This window comes from Pseudomonas sp. M2 (assembly GCF_015751845.1).
In the GTDB taxonomy this organism is placed as follows: domain Bacteria; phylum Pseudomonadota; class Gammaproteobacteria; order Pseudomonadales; family Pseudomonadaceae; genus Aquipseudomonas; species Aquipseudomonas putida_E.
This window is the reverse complement of record NZ_JADOUD010000001.1, coordinates 1,553,955-1,568,624: the sequence shown is the minus strand read 5'-3', so window position 1 is coordinate 1,568,624 and position 14,670 is coordinate 1,553,955. Positions and strand designations below refer to the sequence as shown.

General features: G+C 62.8%; 14 protein-coding genes. 6 read left to right on the top strand and 8 right to left on the bottom strand.

Annotation, left to right across the window (positions count from 1 at the left end; genetic code table 11):
* Positions 1 to 69: 69 nt before the first annotated feature.
* Both IWW33_RS07395 and IWW33_RS07390 read right to left on the bottom strand, forming a co-directional pair.
* The gene (locus tag IWW33_RS07395; RefSeq protein WP_003258412.1) at positions 70 to 414 is read right to left on the bottom strand and encodes a cupin domain-containing protein; all 345 of its coding nucleotides are present in this window, start codon (positions 412 to 414) and stop codon (positions 70 to 72) included.
* Between the two features lie 123 nt (positions 415 to 537).
* The gene (locus IWW33_RS07390) at positions 538 to 1,422 is read right to left on the bottom strand and encodes a LysR family transcriptional regulator (protein ID WP_174142289.1); all 885 of its coding nucleotides are present in this window, start codon (positions 1,420 to 1,422) and stop codon (positions 538 to 540) included.
* A 78-nt stretch (positions 1,423 to 1,500) separates the two neighbouring features.
* Here IWW33_RS07390 and IWW33_RS07385 point away from each other — a divergent pair, with 78 nt between their 5' ends.
* Positions 1,501 to 2,265: a sulfite exporter TauE/SafE family protein gene (locus IWW33_RS07385; protein WP_174142290.1), complete on the top strand. Its 765-nt coding sequence runs from the start codon at positions 1,501 to 1,503 to the stop codon at positions 2,263 to 2,265.
* Here IWW33_RS07385 and IWW33_RS07380 read toward each other — a convergent pair.
* The gene (locus IWW33_RS07380) at positions 2,255 to 2,569 is read right to left on the bottom strand and encodes a putative quinol monooxygenase (RefSeq protein ID WP_046784702.1); all 315 of its coding nucleotides are present in this window, start codon (positions 2,567 to 2,569) and stop codon (positions 2,255 to 2,257) included. The two genes, IWW33_RS07385 and IWW33_RS07380, sit on opposite strands and share 11 nt — an antisense overlap.
* 157 nt (positions 2,570 to 2,726) lie before the next feature.
* Between IWW33_RS07380 and IWW33_RS07375 the strand changes: the two genes are divergently transcribed.
* The 3 genes from IWW33_RS07375 to ggt all read left to right on the top strand — a co-directional run bounded on the left by IWW33_RS07375 (position 2,727) and on the right by ggt (position 6,088).
* Positions 2,727 to 3,317, top strand: a complete 591-nt coding sequence (locus IWW33_RS07375; RefSeq protein ID WP_046784703.1) for an NAD(P)H-dependent oxidoreductase — start codon at positions 2,727 to 2,729, stop codon at positions 3,315 to 3,317.
* An 89-nt stretch (positions 3,318 to 3,406) separates the two neighbouring features.
* A complete protein-coding gene (locus tag IWW33_RS07370) occupies positions 3,407 to 4,303 on the top strand; it encodes a LysR family transcriptional regulator (RefSeq protein ID WP_115273567.1) in 897 nt (298 codons plus the stop codon).
* A 117-nt stretch (positions 4,304 to 4,420) separates the two neighbouring features.
* Positions 4,421 to 6,088, top strand: a complete 1,668-nt coding sequence (gene ggt / locus IWW33_RS07365; RefSeq protein ID WP_046784705.1) for a gamma-glutamyltransferase — start codon at positions 4,421 to 4,423, stop codon at positions 6,086 to 6,088.
* 130 nt (positions 6,089 to 6,218) lie between these two features.
* On the opposite strand, the gene IWW33_RS07360 is transcribed toward ggt, so the two are convergent.
* Complete coding sequence (locus IWW33_RS07360; protein WP_174142291.1) at positions 6,219 to 8,138, bottom strand: methyl-accepting chemotaxis protein; 1,920 nt, start codon at positions 8,136 to 8,138, stop codon at positions 6,219 to 6,221.
* Between the two features lie 187 nt (positions 8,139 to 8,325).
* The gene (locus IWW33_RS07355) at positions 8,326 to 9,210 is read right to left on the bottom strand and encodes a neutral zinc metallopeptidase (protein WP_046784707.1); all 885 of its coding nucleotides are present in this window, start codon (positions 9,208 to 9,210) and stop codon (positions 8,326 to 8,328) included.
* A gap of 188 nt (positions 9,211 to 9,398) precedes the next feature.
* On the opposite strand from IWW33_RS07355, the gene pcaH reads away from it, so the two are divergent.
* On the top strand, positions 9,399 to 10,118 hold the full coding sequence (gene pcaH, locus IWW33_RS07350) for a protocatechuate 3,4-dioxygenase subunit beta (RefSeq protein WP_046784708.1): 720 nt from the start codon (positions 9,399 to 9,401) through the stop codon (positions 10,116 to 10,118).
* Positions 10,119 to 10,128: 10 nt separating this feature from the next.
* Complete coding sequence (pcaG, locus tag IWW33_RS07345; RefSeq protein ID WP_046784709.1) at positions 10,129 to 10,734, top strand: protocatechuate 3,4-dioxygenase subunit alpha; 606 nt, start codon at positions 10,129 to 10,131, stop codon at positions 10,732 to 10,734.
* 38 nt (positions 10,735 to 10,772) lie between these two features.
* On the opposite strand, the gene trmA is transcribed toward pcaG, so the two are convergent.
* The 3 genes from trmA to IWW33_RS07330 all read right to left on the bottom strand — a co-directional run bounded on the left by trmA (position 10,773) and on the right by IWW33_RS07330 (position 14,525).
* Complete coding sequence (gene trmA, locus IWW33_RS07340; protein ID WP_046784710.1) at positions 10,773 to 11,858, bottom strand: tRNA (uridine(54)-C5)-methyltransferase TrmA; 1,086 nt, start codon at positions 11,856 to 11,858, stop codon at positions 10,773 to 10,775.
* Positions 11,855 to 13,150: an NCS2 family permease gene (locus IWW33_RS07335; RefSeq protein WP_046784711.1), complete on the bottom strand. Its 1,296-nt coding sequence runs from the start codon at positions 13,148 to 13,150 to the stop codon at positions 11,855 to 11,857. Before IWW33_RS07335 ends, trmA begins: the two co-directional genes overlap by 4 nt.
* A gap of 154 nt (positions 13,151 to 13,304) precedes the next feature.
* On the bottom strand, positions 13,305 to 14,525 hold the full coding sequence (locus tag IWW33_RS07330; RefSeq protein WP_125923832.1) for an MFS transporter: 1,221 nt from the start codon (positions 14,523 to 14,525) through the stop codon (positions 13,305 to 13,307).
* Positions 14,526 to 14,670: the final 145 nt, after the last annotated feature.

Here is a 14,670-nt window from a genome sequence, read left to right as displayed (position 1 = left end):
AGGGCACTTGCTCCGCGATTTTTTTGTCTGTTGAGGCCCTTCGCCGGGGACAACAAACAACACGTTGGATCAGGCGAAAACGAAATACTTGCGTACCGTCTCAACCACTTCCCAAGTCCCTTTCATCCCAGGTTCGATCACGAACACATCACCCGCCTTCAGGTGCTTGGGCTCTTCACCTTCCGGGGTGATGATGCAATAGCCATCGAGGAAGTGGCAGAACTCCCACTTCTCGTAGTTGACCTCGAATTTGCCCGGTGTGCAGATCCAGGTGCCCATGATCTTGCTGCCGTCGGCCGACAGGTAGGCATTGAGGTTGACGGTGTGTGGATCGCCGCCGATGCGCTTCCACTTGGTGGCGTCCACGACCGGCGTCGGGCAGGTTTCGCGCAGGACGGTAATGAAATCGGACATGGCACAACTCCTGGTGACTGGCTGAATGACTCGACACCATAGGGCCATTGGCCGAGCCGCAGTTGCCTGGGCTCGACGCTCAGGTGCCTGACTGCGCTATGCGCATGCGTGTGGGATGAGCGTTCAAGCCTTTGCCAGCCGTTCGACCAACCCGGCCGCATAGCCCGGCAACGCCGCAAAATCCCGTGCGCACAGCCGCAAGCGGCGATTCGCCCAATCCTCGCGCAGCGCCACCCAGTGCAGCGGCAACAGGCCTTCCCAGCGCTTCACTGCCGCCAGCGGCACCACGCCAACCCCGGCGCCACCCGCAACCATGCGGATCACCCCGTCAAAGCCTTCGGCGCGCACCCGTACGCGCATGCGCCTACCTTCGCGCAGGGCCTGTTCCTCCAGATACAACGCCAGGGCGCTGTTCGCACCGAGCCCGACATGCTCGTGGGCAAGGCTGTCGATGAAGCTTGGGGCAGGCTCCGAGCTGAGGGGGTGAGCCCGCGGTGTGATCAGCGCTAGCGGGTCGTCTCGAAACGGTCGGGTTTGCAGGTGCGTGCTGGGCGCAGCGGTGGAGATGATGCCCAGGTCGGCCATGCCTTGGGTGATCGACTGCACGATCCTCAGGCTCGGCATTTCCTGCACGTCGACGCTCACGCCAGGGTTGTCGGCCAGATACCCGGCCAGCAGCTCCGGCAGGTATTCGGTCAGCGCCGCCGTGTTGCACAGCAGGCGTACCTGGCCCTGCTGCCCCTGAGCGTACTGGCCCAGGTCGAACTGCATGCGTTCGACCTGCTGGCCGATCAACCGCGCATGCTGAAGCAGCGCCTGGCCAGCCGGGGTCGGTTGCACACCGCGGCGGTTGCGTTCCAGCAACGCAGTACCGAGTGAGGCTTCCATGGCGCGGATTCGCGCACTGGCAGCAGGCAGCGACAGGTGGCTGCTGCGGGCCCCGGCCGTGATGTTGCCGCACTCCAGGGTGTGCCGGAACAGCGTGAGATCAATCAGGTCGAAATGCATCAGCCTCTGTCCTGGCGAGAGTCAGGGTGAGTATATGGCAGATTTTCAGCCACTGCGGTGCACGCCATGATGGTGGTCATGAATAACCTGATCGCTTTCTATCAACATATCGGGCCGGCCTTGTCCCTGCTGGTAATCGTGGCTTTCGTGCTGGCTGGCGCGGTAAAAGGCGTGATCGGCCTGGGCCTGCCGACCATTGCGATGGGGCTTTTGGGCCTGGCTATGCCTCCGGCGCAGGCTGCCGCCTTGCTGATCGTGCCATCGACCATCACCAATCTCTGGCAACTGGCGGCGGGCGGCCATCTGTCGGCGTTGCTGCGGCGTCTTGGGCCGATGCTCGCCATGATTTTCATCGGCACGCTGGTCGGCAGTGCCTGGTTGGGGATCAACAGTGGCCCATGGGCGGCGCACGCGTTGGGCGCGGCGCTGCTGGTGTATGCGGTGTATGGCTTGATCGGGCCTGGCCTGCGGCTGGCGCCGGGCAGGGAAGGGTGGCTGGGACCAGTGTGCGGGGGGGTGACCGGCATCGTGACTGCCGCCACGGGTGTATTCGTGATGCCCGCAGTGCCCTACCTGCAGAGCCTTGGCCTGAGCCGAGACGAAATGATCCAGGCATTGGGCCTGTCGTTCACCGTCTCGACCGTGGCGCTGGCCCTGGGGCTGGCCGGGCAAGACGCCCTGGGCAGCCAGGCACTGGGCGCTTCATTGCTGATGCTGGCGCCCGCGCTGCTGGGCATGCTGGCTGGCCAGTGGTTGCGGCAGCGCATCAGCGCCGAGCTGTTCAAACGGTGCTTCTTCATCGGCCTGGCCGCGCTGGGCGGCCATCTGCTGATCAACGGCTAGCGGAGGACGCACTGAGCATTTCGATCAGCTGGATATCGAAGTCGCGCTCCAGGTAGTCCATACGTTTTTCGAAGAACTCGACCATATGCGGCAGGGCCGAATGCACGTCCAACGCTGCTTTGTTGGCCCACACCTCAAAGAATACGAACAGGCTCGGGTCTTCCTTGTCGCGCAGCATGTGGTATTCGATGCAGCCAGGCTCATTGCGGCTCGGTTCAACGTAAGCACGGAACAGGGTATCGAAGGCGTCGGCCATTTCCGGACGGGTCTTTGCCTTGAGAATGAAGGCGTATTGCTCGCTCATTGATCACAACTCGTTGGTGGAGGGTGAAGCGATTCTAAGGCAATAATAAGCTTCGTATTCGTGACTTATGGTCAATTGTATTTTGCCCCGCTCACCCTGTATCCCGTGACCCTGAATCGCTAATCTGCCGGCCATTGATTCTTGACTTGAGGTCAGCATGAAAAAGATTCTCCTGCTCAATGGCGGTAAACAATTCGCCCATTCCGAAGGTCGCCTTAACCAGACTTTGCACGACGCCGCCCTTGCTCATCTCGACCGAGCCGGTTTCGACGTGCAGCAAACCTTCATCGACGCGGGCTACGACGTGCAGGCAGAGGTGGCGAAGTTCCTCTGGGCCGATGTGGTGATCTACCAGATGCCGGGCTGGTGGATGGGCGCACCCTGGACCGTGAAGAAATACATCGACGAAGTCTTCACAGCAGGCCACGGCAGCCTCTACGCCAACGACGGCCGGACTCGCTCGGATGCTTCGCAGAAGTACGGCAGCGGCGGTCTGGTGCAGGGCAAGCAGTACATGCTGTCGCTGACCTGGAACGCACCGCAGCAGGCCTTCGACGACCCGAGCGATTTCTTTGAGGGCAAAGGGGTGGATGCAGTGTATTTCCCGTTCCACAAGGCCAATGAGTTTCTTGGCATGACCGGCCTGCCGACCTATCTGGCAGTCGATGTGATGAAGCGCCCGGATGTGCCGGCTGCATTGGCAGCTTATGAGGCGCATCTGAATAAAGTGTTCGGCATGGCTCAGTAAGTGGCTTTCAATAGTGCCGCTTCGCGCCCCCTTGCATAGAGGCCGATCAGCCGCTATCAATCACGGCATATCATTGTCAGGCCAATCCTGTGAAAACCCGATCCGAAGAACTCCAGGTATTCGTCGCCGTCATCGACTGCGGTTCGATTTCCGCTGCCGCCGAGCAACTGGGGCAGACCCCTTCGGCGGTCAGCCGCACATTGTCGCGCCTGGAGGCAAAGCTGGGCACTACGCTGGTCAATCGCACCACCCGGCGCATGGACCTGACCGAAGAAGGGCGCTTCTTCCTGGAACGCTCACGGTTGGTGCTCGAGCAGATGAATGACATGGAAGAGCGCCTGTCGATGAACCGCCAGACGCCTTCCGGGCGCCTGCGCATCAACGCCGCAGCGCCGTTCATGCTGCACGCGATCTTGCCGTGGATCGGTGAATTTCGCAGCCAGTACCCCGACATCGAGTTGGAACTGAACACCGATGACCTGATCATCGACCTGCTCGAGCAGAGCACCGACGTGGCGATCCGCATCGGTGAGCTGGCCGACTCCAGCCTGCACGCGCGTTCGCTGGGCTGCAGCCCGGTGCAGGTACTGGCAAGTCCGGCGTACCTTGAGCGGCACGGTACACCGCAGCATGTAGAAGACCTGAACCATCACTGCCTGCTCGGTTTCAGCCAGCCCGAGTCACTCAACCAGTGGCCGCTGCGCCATGCCCAGGGCGACCGCTGGGCGATCCGCCCGGCGCTGATCGCCTCCAGCGGCGAGACCCTGCGCCAGTTGGCGCTGGCGGGGGAGGGTATCGTCAGCCTGTCGCACTTCATGACCCACGAGGACATCCGCGCCGGCCGCCTGCAGGTCATTCTGAGCGAGGCCAACAACGGCTACCGCCAGCCGATCCACGCTGTTTACTACCGCAACACGCAACTGGCCCTGCGCATCCAGTGCTTCCTCGACTTCATCCAGCGCAAACTGGCGATGTACGCCTGCTGAGTTGCCTGAACGCGACAAATCCTGTCCAAGGGCGGCGAAACTTCCTACATGTGATTGCACAGTCGAGACGCTTCGGCCTTACTGAGTGATCAACAAAAACAACACCAAGGAAGTGTCATGCGTATTGTCCTGTTCCAGTCCATGGCCCTCGGCGCCGCGATCTTGAGCTGTTCGTCGGCCTATGCGGTAACCCTGGAGGGTGGCGCGGTGGCCGCGCCCGATCAATATGGCGCACAGGTAGCCGCCGACATCCTGAAAAAAGGTGGCAACGCGGTGGATGCAGCAGTGGCTACCGCCTTCACTCTGGCGGTGACCTACCCTGAGGCCGGCAACATCGGTGGCGGCGGTTTCATGACCCTGTTCGTCGACGGCAAGCCGTATTTCCTCGACTACCGGGAAGTGGCGCCCAAGGCCGCGACCCGCAACATGTACCTGGACGAAAAAGGCGAGGTGATCGAGAACCTCAGCCTGGTCGGCGTGCGCGCAGCCGGCGTGCCCGGCACGGTGATGGGCCTGTGGGAAGCGCACGAGAAATTCGGCAAGCTGCCCTGGAGCGAGCTGCTGACCCCCGCCATCGGCTATGCGAAAAACGGCTTCAAGGTTGCCGAAAAGCAGTACCAGTATCGCAATGACGCGCAGGGCCTGTTCAAGACCGCGACCAACTTCAACGACTATTTCGGCACCATGAAGGTGGGCGAGCTGTTCAAGCAGCCAGAGATGGCCCAGACCCTCGAACGTATTGCCGACAAGGGCGTGAGCGAGTTCTACCAGGGCAAGACCGCCGACCTGCTGGTGGCGCAGATGCAGGCTGACAAAGGCCTGATCACCAAAGAAGACCTCAAGGACTACAAGGCCGTCTGGCGTGAGCCCATGGCCCTGAGCTGGCGCGGCAACGTGGTCTACACCGCGCCACCGCCAAGCTCGGGCGGCGTTGCACTGGCCCAGTTGCTGGGCATCAAGGAAGACCGTGCGGCTGATTTCAAAGGCGTGGCGCACAATTCGGCGCAATACATTCACCTGCTGGCCGAGATCGAGAAGCGCGTGTTCGCCGACCGCGCCGACTACCTGGGCGACCCGGCCTTCACCAAGGTGCCGGTCGACCAGCTGATCGCCAAGGATTACCTGGCCAAGCGCGCCGCGCAGGTCAACCCGAAGGCCATTTCCGCGACCGACGATGTCAAACCGGGCCTGGAGCCGCACCAGACCACGCACTTCTCGATCGTCGACAAACAGGGTAACGCGGTCAGCAATACCTACACCCTCAACCTCGACTACGGCAGTGGTGTGGTGGTCAAGGGCGCGGGCTTTTTGCTCAACGACGAAATGGACGACTTCAGTGCCAAGCCGGGCGCAGCCAATGCCTTTGGTGTAGTGGGCGGTGATGCCAACGCTATCGAGCCGGGCAAGCGCATGCTGTCGTCCATGAGCCCGAGCCTGATGACCCGCGATGGCAAGGTTGCACTGGTGATCGGTACGCCCGGCGGCTCGCGGATCTTCACTTCGATCTTCCAGGTAATGAACAACCTGTACGACTACGGCATGCCCCTGGACAAGGCCGTGGCGGCGCAGCGTGTGCACCACCAGTTGTTGCCCAAGGACACCATCTACTTCGACAGCTACGCACCGCTGAGCGGGCCGGTAGCCGACGACCTGAAGAAGATGGGTTACGTGCTGGAGGATCAGGGCTGGGAGATGGGGGATATCCAGGCGATCCGGGTGAACGGGGCGAAGCTTGAGACGGCTTCGGATCCGCGTGGGCGCGGGGTGGGGATGGTCGTTAAATAATCGGCTGTCAGCTCTACCATCATCACCGGCAAGCCGGCTCCTACTGGTATCGCGCAGCCTCGAGCCTTGCGTATCCCTGATGGAGCCGGCTTGCCGACAATGGGCCGCAAAGCGGCCCTAAAGCACGAGGTCAGACGCGGAACTGGCTGACCAGCGTCTGCAGGTGCCCACCCAGGCGCGCCAGCTCGACACTGGACGCCGCGGTCTCATCACTGGCCGCTGCGGTCTGCTCCGACACATCGCGCACATTCAGGATGCTGCGGCTGATCTCCTCAGCCACCGCGCTCTGCTGCTCGGCTGCCGCGGCAATCTGCTGGTTCATCGACTGGATGCTCGACACCGTGCTGGTGATGTTTTCCAGCGAAGTGCCGGCTTTGCGCGCCAGTTCGACACTGCTGTCGGTCAGGGTGCGGCTGCCTTGCATGGCGTTGGCCACTTGCTGGGTGCCATGTTGCAGGCCAGCCACCAATTCTTCGATCTCTTCGGTGGATTTCTGCGTACGCTGGGCCAAACCACGTACCTCGTCGGCGACCACGGCAAAGCCACGGCCAGCCTCACCGGCACGGGCGGCTTCGATGGCAGCGTTGAGCGCCAGCAGGTTGGTCTGTTCGGCTACCGACTTGATCACATCCATGACACTGCCGATTTTCTGGCTTTCTTGCTGCAGCAGGTTCATGGCTTCAGTGGAGCGGTGCACTTCCTCGGCCAGGCGTTCGATCTGGCTGATCGCTTCGCCGACCACGCGATCACCTGCGCGTGCTTCGTCATCGGCGCCGGTCGCTGCGTGCGAAGCCTGCTCGGCATTGCGCGCCACTTCCTGAACGGTCGCGGCCATTTCGTGCATGGCGGTAGCGACCTGGTCGGTTTCGACCTTCTGGCTGTTTGCGCCAGCGCTGGTCTGCTCGGTGACCGCCGACAGTTCCTCAGCGGCGCTGGCGATCTGCGTGACACCGTCGCGGATGCCGGTGATGAGCTCGCGCAGGGTGGTGCCCATGCGGGCGATGCCCTGCTGCAGCACGCCGATTTCGTCGCGACGGGTAACCCGCAGGTCGTGGGTGAGGTCGCCACCAGCGATGCGCTCCACCGCTTGCAGCGTGTCATGCAGCGGGCGGGTGATCTGGCGGGTGATCAGCACCGCCGCCAGTACACCGACCAGCAGGGCCAGCAACGTGGCGATGGTCTGCAGGCTGCGCGCCTGGGCGCTCTCGGCGTCGCGGCGGTCGATCTGGATCTTGTACAGCGCGTCGCTGCGCTTGACGATATCGCCGCCTTGCACGGTCATCTCTGCACGGGCGGTGGTGATGTCGGCGACTGCATCGCGGAACTGGCGCACGGCCTCGCGGTAGGCCTGTATCGATTGCTCCAACTGCTGCACGCGCGTGGCTTCGGCAGGCAGCTGACGCTTCAGGTTGTCGATCTCGGCAAGTGCCGACTCCAGCTGGCGCAGTGCGGCCTGTTCGTTGGCCGCAGAGTTGTCGGCAATGTAACCGCGCACATCCACTCGCACTTGCAGCAGTTGCTGGCGCGCCTTGCTGATCAGTTGGTATTGCGCCAGGCGCACGCTATCGGCTTCGGGGCGGCCCATCACGTCCTCGCCGAGCAGATCCATGGCCGCGTCGGCCTTGGCAGCCGATACATTCATCGCGTCACGTGCAGCCAGCGAGCCTTTGTAGCCGGCACGCATCTTGTTCAGCGAAACCTCGTACTCGCTGATGGTCTGGCCCAGCTCTTTGAGCAGCTTGACGTTTTCCGGGCTCTTGAAAGTACTGACCAGGTATTGCTGCTGCTTGCTGAAGGCATCCAGCTTGGCCTGGGTGTTGGCTGCGGCAGCATCGTCGCCATTGGCGATCATGTATTGCAGGCGCGCCACGCGCAGGTCGGTCAGGTCTTTGTTGAGCTTGCCGATGTCCCCCATCCAGTTGCTGCGGTCGATGAGGCTGCCCAGGCTGTTCCAGCCGGTCAGGGCCAGCAGGCCGGTGAGGACCAGCACCAGGCCGAAGCCCAGGCCGAGTTTGAGGTTGACGCTGATGTTGGCAAACCAGCTGTTCATGCACGCTCTCCAGAAATGATTTCGCTCACTTGATCAATTTTCGATCGCGAGGCGTTGTTGTTCTGGATGCCCGCTGAATCGTGCAGGGGTTATCGGCAAATGGCGGGGAAGCTGAAACGCTTTTTCAGCTCAATTGCAACACCACGCGCGGCAGCGGGCTTGCCGCGCGCAGGGACTCCTTGAAATTTCAAAGGCTTCGCGCACTGAACGTGTCGCAGCTGTTCACATCGCCCTGGGCAAACCCGGCCTTGAACCAACGCACCCGCTGCGCCGAGGTGCCATGGGTAAAGGAGTCAGGTACCACGCGCCCCTGGCCCTTTTGCTGCAGTCGGTCATCACCGATGGCATTGGCAGCATTGAGCGCTTCCTCGACATCCCCTGGCTCCAGCCAGTTCAGGCGTTGCTGCGCCTGGTAAGCCCATACCCCGGCCAGGCAGTCGGCCTGCAATTCCTGGCGCACCAGCAAGCCATTGTCACCCTCCAGGCGCTGGCCTGCACGGCGCGCGGCATCGACCTTGGCCGACACGCCAAGCAAGGTTTGCACGTGGTGGCCGATCTCGTGGGCGATCACGTAGGCCTGGGCGAAGTCGCCTGCGGCGGCGAAGCGGGTTTCCATTTCACGGAAGAACGACATGTCCAGGTACACCCGCTGGTCGGCCGGGCAGTAGAACGGCCCCACCGCCGCTGAAGCGAAGCCGCAGGCGGAATTCACCTGGCCGCTGAACAGCACCAGCTTAGGGTCGCGATACTGCTTGCCAGCCTGCGAGAACAGAGCCTTCCAGGTGTCTTCGGTGTCGCCCAGGATCGAGGCGACGAACTGGGCCTGCTCGTCGTTGGCCGCTGGGGCCTTGTTGCCCGCACCGCTTGGGGCTTGCTGCTGCTCCATCTGGCCAGTGAGCTGGCCGAGGATCTGCAGCGGGTCCTGGCCAGTGAGCCAACCGATGCCGACGATCAGCAGGATGGCCCCGAGCCCCAGGCCCTTGCCGCCGCCAAAGCGCATGCCACCACCGCCGCCGCCTTGGCCACGGGCATCGACCACATTGTCGCTACGACGGCCTTTTCGCCATTCCATGAAGTGCACTCCTGAGCCTGAAACATGAAGACAAAGGTTAGTTCACGCCAGCCAAAGGTACTAATGCATAACCATTTGGTTAAGTAACGGTCGGCGGAATTCAATATTCATCTGGGGCGACCTATCCGAAACTGCAAGTCCGCCTGCGAACCACAGGCGCTTTGATAACTCCAAGAGAGGAAAACGGCATGCCCGCCCAGGACAACAGCCGCTTCGTGATCCGTGATCGCAACTGGCACCCCAAGGCCCTGACCCCCGACTACAAGACTTCCATTGCCCGCTCGCCGCGCCAGGCATTGGTCAGCATCCCGCAGTCGATCAGCGAAACCACCGGCCCGGACTTCACCCACCTGGGCTTCGGCGCCCACGACCATGACCTGCTGCTGAACTTCAACAACGGCGGCCTGCCGATTGGTGAGCGCATCATCGTTGCTGGCCGTGTCGTCGACCAGTACGGCAAGCCAGTGCCCAATACCTTGGTAGAGATCTGGCAGGCCAACGCCGGCGGCCGTTACCGCCACAAGAACGACCGCTACCTGGCCCCGCTGGACCCGAATTTCGGTGGTGTCGGCCGCTGCCTGACCGACAGTGAAGGCTACTACAGCTTCCGCACCATCAAGCCCGGCCCATACCCATGGCGCAACGGCCCGAACGACTGGCGCCCGGCGCACATCCACGTCGCTGTCAGCGGCCCGTCGATCGCCACCAAGCTGATCACCCAGCTGTACTTCGAGGGCGACCCGCTGATCCCGATGTGCCCGATCGTCAAGTCGATCGCCAACCCAGAAGCGGTGCAGCAACTGATCGCCAAGCTCGACATGAGCAACGCCAACCCCATGGATTGCCTGGCGTACCGCTTCGACATCGTGCTGCGCGGCCAGCGCAAAACCCACTTCGAAAACTGCTGAGGACCCCGCCATGCCAATCGAACTGCTGCCGGAAACCCCCTCGCAGACCGCCGGCCCCTACGTGCACATCGGCCTGGCCCTGGAAGCGGCCGGTAACCCTACCCGTGATCAGGAAATCTGGAACCGTCTGGCTAAGCCGCAGGCACCGGGTGAACACATCCTGCTGATCGGCCAGGTGTATGACGGCAACGGCCACCTGGTGCGCGATTCATTCCTGGAACTCTGGCAAGCCGATGCCAATGGCCAGTACCAGGATGACTACAACCTGGAAAACGCCTTCAACAGCTTCGGTCGTACTGCCACCACCTTCGATGCCGGTGAGTGGACCGTGCAGACCGTCAAGCCCGGTGTGGTGAACAACGCTGCCGGTGTACCGATGGCCCCGCACATCAACATCAGCCTGTTTGCTCGCGGCATCAATATCCACTTGCATACGCGGCTGTATTTCGATGATGAGGCCGAAGCGAACGCCAAGTGCCCGGTGCTCAACCTGATCGAGCAGCCGCAGCGCCGTGAAACCTTGATTGCCAAGCGTTGCGAGGTGGATGGCAAGACGGCGTACCGTTTCGATATCCGTGTCCAGGGGGAAGGGGAGACGGTCTTCTTCGACTTCTGAGTGTATTGGGGCTGCAAAGCAGCCCCAATTTCCGTCAATCAGCGCCGAACCAGCAATACCCCACTCTCCATGTGGTGGGTATACGGGAACTGGTCAAACAACGCACAGCGTTCGATGCGGTGCGTGTCCTGCAACTGCTCGATGTTGGCCGCCAGCGTTTCTGGATTGCACGAGATATACAGAATCCGTTCAAAACGCCGTGTCAGCTCGCAAGTATCCGGGTCCATCCCCGCACGTGGTGGGTCGACGAACACGGTCCCGAACGCATAACTCTTCAGGTCAATCCCTTCCAGCCGTCGGAACGGACGAACCTCGTTCAGCGCCTGGGTCAGCTCTTCCGCTGACAGGCGCACCAAGCGCACGTTATCCACCGCGTTCTCTTCGAGGTTGCTCAGGGCGGCGTTGACCGAGGTCTTGCTGATCTCGGTGGCCAGCACCTGGCGTACGCGGGTGGCCAGCGGCAGGGTGAAATTGCCGTTACCGCAGTACAGTTCCAGCAGGTCGTCATCGCGCTCGCCGATGGCGTCATACGCCCAGCTCAGCATCTTCTGGTTCACCGCGCCGTTGGGCTGGGTGAATGCGCCTTCCGGCTGGCGATAGCTGAACACCCGGCCAGCCACATCGAGTTTTTCCATGGCGTAATCACGGCCGATGACCAGCCGCTTGCCCTTGGAGCGGCCGATCAGACTCACGCCCAGTTCTTCGGCCAGTTGCCGTGCTGCCACTTCCCAGGCCTCGTCCAGCGGGCGGTGGTAGCACATCGTGACCATCGCATCGCCGGCAAGGGTGGTGAGGAACTCCACCTGGAACAGCCGATTGCTCAGTTCTTCACTGGCCTGCCAGGCAGCCTTGAGGCGCGGCATCAATGCGTTGATGCGCTCGCTGGCGATGGGGAAATCGTCGATCAGGATGGCCTTGTGCTTCTCGCCCGGGGCGAACATCGCATAGTGGCGCTGGCCATCCTCGCGCCACAGGCGGAACTCGGCACGCAAGCGGTAATGCTCGCGCGGCGAGTCGAACACAGCGGGCTGCGGCGCACCGAAGGGGGCCAGCAGCTCGCGCAGGCGGGTAACCTTGGCCTGCAGTTGCGCGTCGTAGGCGCTAGGGTCGAAGGCAGCACTCATGCGTTGAACCAGCCCAGCTTGATGACGAACAGGATGGAAAGGATCACCAGTGCCGGGTTCAGGTCGCGGCGGCGGCCGGAGATCAGCTTGACGGCGGTCCAGCAGATGAAGCCGAAGGCGATGCCGTTGGCGATCGAGTAGGTCAGCGGCATGGCCAGGGCGGTGACCACCACCGGTGCGGCCTCGGTCACGTCGTCCCAGTTTATTTCCGCCAGGCCCGAAGCCATCAGCACGGCGACGAACAGCAGCGCCGGTGCGGTGGCAAAGGCCGGTACGCTACCGGCCAGCGGGGCGAAGAACAGCGCCAGCAGGAACAGCACGGCCACCACGATGGCGGTCAGGCCGGTGCGGCCACCGGCGCTCACGCCTGCCGCCGACTCGATGTAGCTGGTGGTGGTCGAGGTGCCCAGCAGCGAACCGGCCATGGCCGCAGTGCTGTCGGCGATCAGGGCACGGCCCATCTTCGGCATGTGGCCGTCCTTGCCCATCAGGCCGGCGCGCTTGGCCACGGCGATCAGGGTGCCGGAGTTGTCGAACAGGTCGACGAACAGGAAAGCGAAGATCACGCTGACCAGGCCTACGTCGAGTGCCCCGGCGATGTCCAGCTGCAGGAAGGTCGGTGCCAGCGAAGGGGGCATCGACACGATACCGCCGAACGGCGTGACGCCCATGGCGATCGCAGCGACCGTCACGGCGAGAATACCGATCAGCACCGCGCCGCGCACCTTGAGCGCTTCAAGGCCCACGATCAGGAAGAAGCCCAGCGTGGCAAGGATCACCGACGGCTGCTTGAGGTCGCCCATGCCCACCAGGGTGGCCGGGTTATCGACGACGATGCCGGCGTTATGCAGGGCGATGAGCGCCAGAAACAGGCCAATGCCCGCGGCAATGGCCGAGCGCAGCGGCAGCGGGATGCTGTTTACGATCCACTCGCGGATGCGGAAGATCGACAGCAGGAAGAACATCACCGCCGAGAGGAACACCGCGCCCAACGCGACCTGCCAGGTGTGCCCCATGTGCAGGACCACGGTGTAGGTGAAGAACGCGTTCAAGCCCATGCCCGGCGCCAAGGCGATGGGGTAGTTGGCGATCAGGCCCATGGTCGCCGAGCCGATGGCGGCAGCCAGGCAGGTGGCGACGAAGATCGCGCCCTTGTCCATGCCGGTTTCGCCAAGAATGCTCGGGTTGACGAACAGGATGTAGGCCATGGCCAGGAAGGTGGTGACGCCCGCAAGAATCTCGGTGCGCACGTTGGTGTTGTGTGCTCTTAGTTGAAACAGCCTTTCCAGCATGCCCGCTCCCCGAGGCGCCCCCGGCGCCGTGAATGTATCGACCCCATCAGCAAAGCACAGACCGTAACGGCTGCCGTGGTTTTGCGTGGGGAGGAAAAAAGCCGCGCATCATACCAGCATGGCTGGCAGGGGCCTATGGCCGTTCAGGCCCCCGTCAACCATTGTGCAACCGATCCCGCGTGGCCAGTGTCGGGAACAACTTTATCCACACACCGGTCACTACCAAGGTGCCGACGCCGCCCAGCACCACCGCCGGCACCGTGCCGAACCAGTGCGCCGTGACCCCCGATTCGAATTCACCGAGCTGATTGGAGGCACCGATGAACAGGCCGTTGACTGCGCTTACCCGGCCACGCATCTCATCCGGCGTCTCCAGTTGCACGAACGCACCGCGTATCACCATGCTGATCATGTCTGCTGCACCCAGCACCACCAGTACCGCCAGCGAGAACCAGAATGAGGTCGACAGGCCAAAGGCGATAGTTGCCACGCCGAACACCCCGACTGCGGTGAACATGGTGCGGCCGACCTTGCGCTCCACCGGGAAGCGCGCCAGCCAGAACGACATCAACAGCGCGCCCACCGCTGGCGCCGACCGCAACAGGCCCAGGCCCCAAGGGCCGGTGAGCAGGATATCCTTGGCGAACACTGGTAGCAGTGCGGTGGCGCCACCCAGCAGTACGGCGAACAGGTCGAGGGAAATCGCCCCGAGAATGTCTGGCCGGCTGCGGATGAAACGCACGCCTGCCAGTAGCGACTCCAGGCTGGCGCGACCGCGTTGCGGCACTTGCTGGCGCGAATCCAGGGTCAGCATAAGCAAGCAGGCAATGGCATACAGGGCCACGGTCGGGCCATACACCCAGGTACTGCCGAAGGCATACAGGAGCCCACCCACGGCCGGGGCGACGATGGTCGCCGCCTGGGTGGCCGAGGCTGAGGCCGCTACGGCCCGAGGAAACAGCCCGGGCGGCACCACATTGGGCAGCAGCGCCTGGGTGGCGGGCATTTCGAACGAGCGGGTGGCTCCGAGCAGGAAGGCGAGGGCGAAGATCAGTTCGCGGCTGACGTTGTCGGTGGCGCTGCCCAAGGCCAGCACCAGGGCGATCAACCCCTGCAGCGTCTGGCACAGGGCCGCGACCTTGCGCCGGTCATAGCGGTCGGCGACGTGCCCGGTGTGCAGCATGAACAGCACCCGCGGCGCGAATTCGACGAGGCCAACCAGGCCCAGGTCGAGCACATTGCCGGTCAATTGGTAGAGGTGCCAGCCAATAGCAACGGTAAGCATCTGAAAACCGCTGGCGGTGAACACCCGGGCCAGCCAGAAGGCAATGAAAGGGCGGTGATGGCGCAACAACTGCGGTGCGGAATCGGACATCGGAAACCTGTGGCCTCGGCGCAGTAGAGGGGGGCGGCAGATTATCATCTGTTTGTAACAAACGGTTACTGTTTGCCGTTGTCGACACGGTTTCTTCGGCTCTGGAAGGGCGTGGGGCAACCGGTCACGCGGCAAACAACCGCAC

What these genes read in the sequence shown, in the direction of transcription:
- IWW33_RS07395 (WP_003258412.1), bottom strand. Translation starts at nt 414, where the DNA reads ATGTCCGATTTCATTACCGTCCTGCGCGAAACCTGCCCGACGCCGGTC.
- IWW33_RS07390 (WP_174142289.1), bottom strand. Translation starts at nt 1,422, where the DNA reads ATGCATTTCGACCTGATTGATCTCACGCTGTTCCGGCACACCCTGGAG.
- IWW33_RS07385 (WP_174142290.1), top strand. Translation starts at nt 1,501, where the DNA reads ATGAATAACCTGATCGCTTTCTATCAACATATCGGGCCGGCCTTGTCC.
- IWW33_RS07380 (WP_046784702.1), bottom strand. Translation starts at nt 2,569, where the DNA reads ATGAGCGAGCAATACGCCTTCATTCTCAAGGCAAAGACCCGTCCGGAA.
- IWW33_RS07375 (WP_046784703.1), top strand. Translation starts at nt 2,727, where the DNA reads ATGAAAAAGATTCTCCTGCTCAATGGCGGTAAACAATTCGCCCATTCC.
- ggt (WP_046784705.1), top strand. Translation starts at nt 4,421, where the DNA reads ATGCGTATTGTCCTGTTCCAGTCCATGGCCCTCGGCGCCGCGATCTTG.
- IWW33_RS07360 (WP_174142291.1), bottom strand. Translation starts at nt 8,138, where the DNA reads ATGAACAGCTGGTTTGCCAACATCAGCGTCAACCTCAAACTCGGCCTG.
- IWW33_RS07355 (WP_046784707.1), bottom strand. Translation starts at nt 9,210, where the DNA reads ATGGAATGGCGAAAAGGCCGTCGTAGCGACAATGTGGTCGATGCCCGT.
- pcaH (WP_046784708.1), top strand. Translation starts at nt 9,399, where the DNA reads ATGCCCGCCCAGGACAACAGCCGCTTCGTGATCCGTGATCGCAACTGG.
- pcaG (WP_046784709.1), top strand. Translation starts at nt 10,129, where the DNA reads ATGCCAATCGAACTGCTGCCGGAAACCCCCTCGCAGACCGCCGGCCCC.
- trmA (WP_046784710.1), bottom strand. Translation starts at nt 11,858, where the DNA reads ATGAGTGCTGCCTTCGACCCTAGCGCCTACGACGCGCAACTGCAGGCC.
- IWW33_RS07335 (WP_046784711.1), bottom strand. Translation starts at nt 13,150, where the DNA reads ATGCTGGAAAGGCTGTTTCAACTAAGAGCACACAACACCAACGTGCGC.
- IWW33_RS07330 (WP_125923832.1), bottom strand. Translation starts at nt 14,525, where the DNA reads ATGTCCGATTCCGCACCGCAGTTGTTGCGCCATCACCGCCCTTTCATT.